The organism is Streptomyces lothianensis, from assembly GCF_047779955.1.
GTDB lineage: Bacteria > Actinomycetota > Actinomycetes > Streptomycetales > Streptomycetaceae > Streptomyces.
In genome coordinates, this window is the sequence record NZ_JBLMKT010000088.1 from 1 (window position 1) to 9,435 (window position 9,435).

Here is a 9,435-nt window from a genome sequence, read left to right on the forward strand (position 1 = left end):
CCAGATGCAGGGCCACCAGCGACGACGAACACGCCGTGTCGACCGTCACCGCCGGGCCCTCCAGGCCCAGGACGTACGAGACGCGCCCCGAGGCGACGCTTCCGGCGGTGCCGGTGACCACGTATCCCTCGGCCTGGCCGATGTCGGCGCCGGCCGTGCCGGTTCCGTAGTCGTGGTTCATGAGGCCGACGTACACACCCGTACGGCTGCCGCGCAGCGTGGCCGGGGCGATGCCCGCGCGTTCCAGGGCCTCCCACGACGCCTCCAGGACGAGACGCTGTTGCGGGTCCATGGCGACGGCCTCGCGGGGCTTGATGCCGAAGAACTCGGCGTCGAAGTGGGGCGCGTCGTGCAGGAAGCCCCCCTCGCGGACGTACATCGTGCCGTGGTGTTCGGGGTCCGGGTGGTACAGCGTGGCGAGGTCCCAGCCGCGGTCCTGGGGGAAGGAGGTGATGCCGTGCTCGCCGTCGCGGACCATACGCCACAGGTCCTCGGGGGAGGTGATGCCGCCCGGGAGGCGGCAGGACATGGCGACGATCGCCAGCGGTTCGTCCGGGCTGCCGACGTTCAGGGTTCCGTAGCCGTGGGTGGTGGCGGCGCTGGGGTTCGAGGGGGAGGTGTGGCCGTCGAGGAGGGCGTGCAGGTGGCGGGCGACGGCGTCGGGGGTGGGGTGGTCGAACGCGAGGGTGGCGGCCAGGCCGAGACCCGTCGCGGCGACGAGTCCGTCGCGGAACCGGACTGCGGTGGTCGAGGTGAACCCGAGGGCCTTGAAGGCGCGTTCGGGGTCGATGAGACTGGCGTCGTGCAGGCCGGCTGCGGTGGCCGCCTCGGCGCGGACGAGGTCCAGGAGTGTGCGCTGCCGGTCGGTGTCGGGGAGGGCGGCGAGGACGCGCCGGAGGGCGGCAGAGCGTTCGGACTGCCGTGTCACCGTGGTGTGCGGGGCGGCTGCGGGGTCTGCGACGAGGTTCGGTTCGTCGAGCATGAGGGCGGCGTCGACGGCGGAGAGCTGCTCCCGGCCGGTGAGGCCGGCACGCAACGACAACGCGACGGTGGACAGCCCGCGTTCACGGCGGTACGCGGCCAGGGCGTGGGCGAGGGGCTCGGCGGCGGGGTCCGTGTCGGAGGAGGCGACGAGCAGCAGTCGGGCCGGAACGGCGAGGCCGTCGAGACCGTCAAGGGCTTCGAGGAGGGCGGGGGCGTCCGGCAGGCGGCGTGTGGTGTCGGTGGCCGCCCTGGGGAGGACGTGGACGACGAGGTCCGGTTCGCCGTCGGGGAGCTCGGTGACGGTTTCGGCGCCGAGCGCGGCTAGTTCGGCGGCCAGCTCCTGCGTACCCGTACCCGTACGCCTATCCGTACCCGTACGCCTATCCGTACCCGCATCCGCACCCGCACCTCCGCCGGGCAGGACGAAGCGCTGTACGCCGTGGGCCGTCGCGAGGTGACGTGCGATGGCCGAGGCGGCCGGCTCGTCCGCCCCGGCGATCATGACCGTCCCGACCTCGTCGGCAGAGGTGTGGAAGTCGGTGGACGCGACGGCGTCGAGCGTGGGGACGAGGACCTGGCCGGCGCGGACGGCGACCTCGGGATGCCCGCTGTCCACGGCGGCGAGGAGAGCCGCAGCGGTGGCCGGGGCCGAGGGGTCGTCCACGTCGGCGTAGCGGATGGGGGTGTCGCGCAGGGCTCCGCGTACCGGTGCGTGGGCGAGGTCGCGTATCCGGTCGTCCGGTCCGGTGGACAGTGCGCGGTGGGTGACGGCAAGAATCCGGGCGCCCGCCAGGAGATGACCGTCCGCCAGGACATGACCGTCCGCCAGGGCATGGGCGCCCGCGAACTCCCGTACGCCCGTGGGGCCGTGTACATCCGCGAGTACGTCCTCCGCGCGGAGCACCACCACCTCCGGTACGGAAACGTTTCCCGCTCCCACCGCCGTCGTGAGGGCGGCGACGTCCGGGTAGCCGCGGACGGTGACGCCGGTCGTGCTCAGGCCCTCGACGAGGCCGGGGACGACGGAGCCGAGGACCGCCCACACCGGGGCGGCCACCGGCCCACGCGCCGTGGGGCGGCTCGCGGGCTCGGCGGGAGTCCACCGTGTCCGGCGGAGGCTGCCGTGGTGCTCGGCGACGGCGAGCAGACGGGCCGGGGCGTCCGGGAGAGCGCGGCGGCTGATCTTCCCGGAGGCGGTGCGCGGGATCTCGCGCACCGCGTACAGCTCGTGGGGGACCTTGTAGTACGAGAGCTGCTCCCGGCACGCCGCGTACGCGGCCGTGGCGTCCACACCGTCGGGTCCGGGGACGAGGAAGCCGACCGGCACCTCGCCGAGGACGGGGTGCGGCATGCCGGTGACGCCCGCGTCGGCGACGCCGGGCACGGCGAGCAGGACGTCCTCGACCTCGGTGGGGTGGATGTTCTCGCCGCCTCGGATGATGAGTTCCTTCAGGCGGCCGGTGATGGTGAAGTGGCCGGAGGGGGCGCGGCGGGCGAGGTCGCCCGTGCGATACCAGCCGTCGACGAGGACCTCGGCGGTGGCGTCGGGCCGATTGTGGTAACCGGCCATGACGTTGGGGCCCTTGACCCAGATCTCCCCCTCGGCCCCGTCCTCGGTGTCGGTGCCCTTCGTGGGGTCGACGAGGCGGATGTCGAGTCCGGGGACGGGCAGTCCGCAGGAGCCCTCGACGCGCGCACCGGTGGCGGGGCTCATGGTGATGGCGCCGCAGGCCTCGGTGGAGCCGTAGAGGTTGAGCAAGGGGACGCGGTAGGCGGCTTCGAAGGAGCTCTGCAGGGTCGCCGTGGTGACGGCCCCGGCGACGAGGCAGGTCCGCAGCGAGGTGGTGCGGAAGCCATGGCCGTCCGCGGCGGCTGCGACGAGGTAGTGGTAGAGGGCGGGAACCCCGGCGAGGAACGTGGCGGACTCGTCGCGTACGGCGTCGGCGATGTCGGCGACGGAGAGTCCGTCGAGGATCCGGGCTGTGGCGCCGACGGCCGTCACCCCGACGACGCAGGCGATGTGGGAGAAGCTGTGGAAGAGCGGCAGCGGCCACACGACGCGGTCGTCGGCACCGAGTCCGGCCACGGGTGCGTACGCGGCGGCGACGGCCCACAGCGCGTTGCGCTGCGTGGACAGTACGCCCTTGGGCCGACCGGTGGTGCCGGAGGTGTACAGCTGCCAGGTGATCTCGTCGAGGCCGAGGGAGTCCCTGGCCGGTACCGGGGGTGCGGTGGTGGCCAGCGTCTCGTAGCAGTGGGTGCCGGGGGCGGGGGAAGGCGCGGGCAGGGCGTCCGGAACGACGACCAGCGCGGGCTCCTGGCCGGTGTCGGTGACGGCGCGGCGGACCCGGTCGGCGTGCGCGGGGTCGGTGACGACGACGCGGGCGCCGCTGTCGTGGAGGATGTGGGCGAGTTCGGCGTCCGAGGAGTGCGGGTTGACGGGGACGCCGACGGCGGCGGCGCGGATGGCCGCGAGGTAGCTCTCGACGGTTTCCACCCGGTTGCCGAGCAGGAGGGCGATCCGGTCGCCGGGAGCGAGGCCGAGGGCGGCGAGGTGACCGGCGAACCGGGCGGTGCGCTGCTCCAGTTCGGCGTAGGTGACGGATCGGCGTGCGTCGCGGAACGCCGTCTTTCCGGGAGACCGTCCGGCATGCCCCTTGAGAATTTCAGGGAAGGGGCGGATCAGCTCGGCACGCAGCATGTCACCATATCCGTCTCTCGATTCGGCCTCCCGGCGTCACGCGCCGATCGGCGTATCTGCGGCCGAGAGTATTTCTGTCAGTGTGGGATGTACGGGATGTTCCGCTGAACCCCTGCCGGCCCCTGTTCTGCCCCTAGGGTCTGTCAGGCAGGCGCTGGTCGTGGGTGGCGTTCTGAGATGTCAGTACGTCGATCGTCACGTCCGCCGGGAATCCCGCACCGGGTCCGCCGACGCGCCGGGCGAACTCGGTGAGCGCGGCGAGCTGGCGTGCCCCGAAAGCGAAGTCGAGGCCGTTGACGTAATAGTCCTTCAGTGTCCCGGCGTCGAATCCGGCGTGTTCGGCGGCCTGTTCGCAGATGAGGTCGATCTCCTGGAGGGAGAGATCGCGGGCCTCCACGAGGGCGGCGTGGACGCGACGGACGGTCCTCGGTTCGCGGGCGAGGAGTTCCCGCCGGGCGGCGAAGACGGCGAAGACGAAGGGGAGGCCGGTCCAGTCGCGCCACATTCCACCGAGGTCGTGGACGTGCAGGCCGAGCCGGGGCGCGTCATGGAGGGCGGCGCGCAGAGCGGGATCGCCGATGACCACGGCCGCCTGGGCGTCGTCGAGCATCGCGCCGAGGTCGGGCGGGGCGACGTGGTAGACGGGGCGGACGCCGATGCGCTCGGCGAGCAGGAGCTGGGCGAGGCGTACGGAGGTGCGGCTGGTGGAGCCGAGGGCGACTCCCGCGCCGTCGAGCTCGCCGAGCGGGACCTTGCTGAAGAGGAGGCACGACTGCACGTCGCCGTCGCTGCCGACGGCTACATCGGGCAGGACGACGAGGTCGTCGGCGTTCTTGAGGAACTCGAAGACGCTGATGGGGCTGATGTCGAGGCGGCCCTCGGCGAGCGCGGTGTTGAGGATCTCCGGGCTGGCCTCGGTCAGGTCGACGTCGGCGAGGGCGCCCGTCTTGGTGAGACCCCAGAGCAGCGGGAGGCAGTTGAGGAAGGAGATGTGTCCGACGCGGGGGAGCCGTCCTGCGGGCCCGGCGAATGGGTGGTACCGATGGTTCTCCGGCACCCGCGCCGGCGCCACGGCTGCCATGGTCATTGCCGTTTCCCCCGGATTTATCGCACTGGAGCTTTCCACGATTTCCACGCTTTCCGGTGCTCGTGTGCACGAGACCTGGACTGTGAACGCGAAGAACGTATCGTCATCCGGGACGGGCGAACTCCTTCTCGGGCGGCAGGAACTGGCCTGGCACCAAGTGGCCAATTCCGCTAGGGGTTTCGCCCCCTATCCATAAGGGTTCACCCAATTCACTAAGGGTTGCCCGCATTTCCGGCGCCTCATAGCCTCCCTCAAGGAGTTGTCCGGCATTCCTCACCACATCCTGGCGAATGAATGGAGAGCCATGTCTGTTCTTACGGAGGTGGAGAGCGCGCCCGGTGCCGCCGCCGATTCGGTCTTCCGCCTGGACGAAGCGGAGCGCGCCGCGCTCGCGGAGTCGGCCGAGGCCCTGTGCGGCATCGCACCCGGTCTGGTCGACGACGACCGCTGGGTCGCGGCGGCCCGCCGGCTGTCGAGCGAGCTGCCGTCTCGGCTGCGTACCCGGCTGCGCCGGTTCACCTGGGACGCGGGAACCGATGCGATGCTGCTGCTGCGGAACCTCCCGGTGGACCCGGCCACGACACCGCCGACGCCTTCCGTGCCCGGCTCGGTGCAGCGCGCCGCGACGGTCCCGGCCGCGGCGGCGATGCTCATCGGTATGGCGATGGGCGAGGTGGTCGCCTTCGACAAGGAGAAGTCCGGGGCGCTGGTACAGGACGTGGTGCCGGTGCCGGGCATGGAGGCGTTCCAGGGGAACGCCGGCTCGGTGAGACTGAACATGCACACGGAGAACGCCTTCCACGCGCTGCGCCCGGACCTCGTGGGCCTGATGTGTCTGCGCAACGACCACGAGAACGTGGCGAAGCTGCGCGTGGCGTCCGTCCGCAGGATCGTTCCGCTGCTGCCGGAGTCCGTACGGGCGGTGCTGCACGAGCCGAGGTTCGTCATAGCGGCCCCGGCCTCGTTCGACATGCCGCCGGGCAGCGAGCAGCCGCGTGGCGTGCTGTCGGGCAGTGTCGAGGACCCCGATCTGACGGTCGACTTCAGCAGCACCACGGCGCTCGACGACGAGGCCGCCGACGCGCTGCACCTCCTGGAGAAGGCGGTCGAGCGCACGTACCAGGACCTGCTCCTCGCACCGGGCGACCTGGCCTTCGTCGACAACCGGATGGCGCTGCACGGCCGGAGCGCGTTCGAGCCGCGCTATGACGGCGCTGACCGCTGGCTCCAGCGGGTTTTTGTACACATCGACCACCGGCGGTCGCGCGCGCTGCGGCCGAACGGAGGCCAGGTCCTGCTCAGCGCCGCGCCGACGCACGAGGCTCCGGCGCACGAGGCTCCGGCGGACAAGGCACCGGCCGACAAGGCACCGACGCACGAAGTACCGGCCGGCGCCCAGGACACGCCGGCCGACGACACGACGGAGAGGTAACAGACCATGGCAGCCATCGGGGCAGACCCCACCCGCTACACCCGCCCGGTCTCCCCGATGGAGGCATGGTTCCTGGTCTACCCGGACTCGGTGCCCGGCGTCATGCACCTGTTCGTCAAGGGCACCGGGCTGATCACCCGGCCCCAGCTCGCCGACGCCGTCGAGCGCGTCGCGGCGTCCTGCCCCGGCACGCGGCTCACCCGCGAGGGCATGACCTGGAAGGACAGCGGCGTCGCCCCGGTCGTCCGGGAGCTCCCCGCAGGCAGCCTCGACCCGTCCGCCGACGCCCCTGACCTGCACCGCCCCTTGATGGGCGACGGCGGCCCCACGTGCGAGGTACTCCTGGCAGGCGACACGGGCGCCGCAGGCGATGCAGGCACCGCGGGTGCCACAGGCGATGCAGGCGACACGGGCCGCGAGGCCGGCACCCACGTCGTGTTCCGCGCGTTCCACGGCGCCCTCGACGGCAAGGGCCTGATGTTCTGGGCCGAAGAGGTCTTCCGCGCCCTGCGCGGCGAGCCGCTGTGCGAAGCGCCCGACGCGATCAGCGAGGCCCAGCTCCTGGACCGGCTCGATGCGCAGGGTGTGACGTCCTCCCCCGGCGTCGAGGCAGACCTGTCGTGGCCCTCGGCCCTCGGAACCCGTACGGGAAACAGCCACCGGGGCTTCTTCTGGCGCCGCCGTACGGTCGACGGCTCGCACCCCGGCGCGGTCGCCAAGGTGGCGCTGGCCGTCACCCGGGCCCGGGGCCTCGCCACCGGACGGTTCATGGTGCCGGTGGACCTGCGCCGCCACGCGCCCGGCCTGCGCTCGACGGGCAACCTGACGCACAACCCGCTCTTCGAGGTGGACGCCGACGCGGGCTGGGAGGACGCGCACCAGCGGATGCTGACCCTCCTGGCCGAGGGGCACGACCTGGCGGCGCGCGCGGACGGCGTCATGACGCGGGTGCCGCTGGACATCCTGCGCCGCCAGATCGCGGAGCTGGACGGGTACTCCGCCGCCCAGAACAAGTACGCGGCACTGGCGATCATCTCGAACATGGGCCGGATCGACGCCGGCGCGCTGAGCACGGACTCCTTCCGGGCCACCGAGGTGTTCGCGCTGCCGAACTCCGGTCCGGTCGGGCCGCCGGAGATCGACCTGATGGAGTTCGACGGCCGTACGGAGATCACCATCGGCTGGCACGACGAGCCGGGGGTCGCCGAACGGGCCGAGGCGCTGCTCGACGCGATCGAGGAGGAACTGTCCCCCGCGCACCGCAAGGAGTGGGCGGGCAACGACACCACACGCCCCCTGTCCCGGCCGGGCACCGTGGTGGAGCAGTTCGAGGCGCAGGTCGGCCGCACCCCGGACGCGGTGGCGCTCGCGGGCCCCGAGGGCCCGGTGACGTACGGCGAGCTGAACCGCAAGGCCGATGCGATCGCCGCGGAGCTCCAGGACCGGGGCGTGGGCCGGGGCTCGGTGGTGGGCCTGGCTGCGAACCGCAGCGTCGCCGCGATCGCGGGTATCTGGGGCGTCCTGAAGGCGGGCGCGGCGTACCTTCCGCTGGACCCGGCCCACCCCGACCAGCGGCTCATGGGGCTGCTGCGGGACGCGCGGGCATCGGTCTGCCTCGTCGAGGCGTCGCTGGCCAAGCGGGACCTCGTCCCGATCGGCTGCGAGGCCGCCGTCCTCGAGGACCTGGCGGACCGGGGGGCCCGCCCGAGGCCCGGCACCGGGCCACGACCGGAAGACCTCGCGTACATCATCTACACCTCCGGTTCCACGGGCCGCCCGAAGGGTGTGGAGGTGGAGCACGCGCAGCTGACGGTCTTCGCGGACTGGTCGATCCCGACCTACGGCATCGACGGCACGACCCGCCTCCCCCTCTTCACCTCCCTGGCCTTCGACCTGTCGAACACCGCCCTGTTCCTCCCGCTGCTCGTGGGCGGTTCGATGGCCCTGATCCCGGACGACATCGACCACGTCGTACTGCGCGAGATGCTGACGGCGTCGGGCTCGACCGCGTTGAAGCTGACCCCCACCCACCTCGACCTCATCAGCCGCCTGGGCCTGCGCCCGGAAGGCTTCCGTACGGTGATCGCCGGTGGTGAACTGCTGCGCGGCTCGGTCGCGGCCCGGGCGCAGGAGATCTTCGGCCCGCAGTGCCGGATCTTCAACGAGTACGGGCCCACGGAGACCACGATCGGCTGCATGTCACGGCTGTTCGACCCGGAGCGGGACGCGGAGCTGCCGTCGGTCCCGATCGGGCTGCCGACCCCGAACACCCGCATCCACCTCCTGGACGCGCGCGGCTGTTTCGTGGAGCCGGGCGAGGTCGGCGAAATGTACCTCGCCGGCGACCAGCTGGCCCGCGGCTACCGGGGCCGCCCGGACCTCGACGCGGAGCGCTTCGTACGGCTCGCCGACGGGACTCGCGTCTACCGCAGCGGCGACCTCGCACGGCAACTGCCGTCCGGGGAGCTGGAGTCGGCGGGACGCACGGACGAACAGGTCAAGGTGCACGGCCACCGCGTGGAACCGGCCGAGATCGCCCGCGTCCTCGAGGAACACCCGTCGGTGGCGAGCGCCTTCGCCGCGGGCCTGCCCCGCCCGGGCTCCACGGACAAGACGCTGTACGCGTGGGTGGTGACGACGGACGAGGACGTACGGGTCGGCACCCTGGAATCCCATCTGCAAGACCGCCTCCCGCGCTACATGGTCCCGTCGACGACGCTGCTGATCCCGGAGCTGCCGCTGACGCAGAACGGCAAGGTGGACGTCTCCGCGCTCCCGATGCCGGAGGCGTTCACGGAAGACAGGAGCGAACTGGGGGCCGCGGACGACGTGGACGGACGGGACGCGGTGGAGGCGCGGATCGCCACGATCTGGACCGACACCCTGGGCTTGCCGGCCGACCGCCTCGGCCAGGACCCGGACTTCCACGCCCTGGGCGGCGACTCGGTGACGCTGCTGACGATGCTGGCGCGGGTGGCGGCGGAGATCGTGGGCGGGGACCGGGAGAAGGAGTTCATGTCCCACCTGGGCAGCTTCATCGCGCGCCCGACGCTGCGTCACATAGCGACGGTGGCAAGGAACCTGAGCTAGTGCCGCATCAGGCGCTGGAGCAACGAGAACAGAACGACGGGGCGGTGCCGGAAGGCGGCACCGCCCCAGGTCGTTCCCACACGCTCTCAGGCGGCGAAGAGGTTGAAGGTGGAGGTGGGTTTGGGGGTGGTGAGGGTGTCG

Annotated in this window: 4 protein-coding genes; 2 read left to right on the forward strand and 2 right to left on the reverse strand. The window is 72.0% G+C overall.

Annotated features, from left to right (window positions below; translation table 11 throughout):
* Positions 1 to 3,685: AMP-binding protein (locus tag ACLF6P_RS29530; RefSeq protein ID WP_415954484.1), on the reverse strand; the 3,685-nt coding region annotated here is incomplete at its 3' end.
* A gap of 133 nt (positions 3,686 to 3,818) precedes the next feature.
* Positions 3,819 to 4,772 carry a menaquinone biosynthetic enzyme MqnA/MqnD family protein gene (locus tag ACLF6P_RS29535; protein WP_415954485.1) on the reverse strand — a complete coding sequence of 318 codons (954 nt, stop codon included), beginning with the start codon at positions 4,770 to 4,772 and terminating at the stop codon, positions 3,819 to 3,821.
* Positions 4,773 to 5,076: 304 nt separating this feature from the next.
* Between ACLF6P_RS29535 and ACLF6P_RS29540 the strand changes: the two genes are divergently transcribed.
* Both ACLF6P_RS29540 and ACLF6P_RS29545 read left to right on the forward strand, forming a co-directional pair.
* Positions 5,077 to 6,204, forward strand: coding sequence for a TauD/TfdA family dioxygenase (locus ACLF6P_RS29540; RefSeq protein ID WP_415954486.1), 1,128 nt, complete (start codon positions 5,077 to 5,079; stop codon positions 6,202 to 6,204).
* A gap of 6 nt (positions 6,205 to 6,210) precedes the next feature.
* Entirely contained in the window at positions 6,211 to 9,294 is a 3,084-nt protein-coding gene (locus ACLF6P_RS29545) for a non-ribosomal peptide synthetase (RefSeq protein ID WP_415954487.1), read from the forward strand.
* Positions 9,295 to 9,435: the final 141 nt, after the last annotated feature.

Coding starts and splice junctions, on each gene's coding strand:
- ACLF6P_RS29535 (WP_415954485.1), bottom strand. CDS start 4,772: ATGACCATGGCAGCCGTGGCGCCGGCGCGGGTGCCGGAGAACCATCGG.
- ACLF6P_RS29545 (WP_415954487.1), top strand. CDS start 6,211: ATGGCAGCCATCGGGGCAGACCCCACCCGCTACACCCGCCCGGTCTCC.
- ACLF6P_RS29540 (WP_415954486.1), top strand. CDS start 5,077: ATGTCTGTTCTTACGGAGGTGGAGAGCGCGCCCGGTGCCGCCGCCGAT.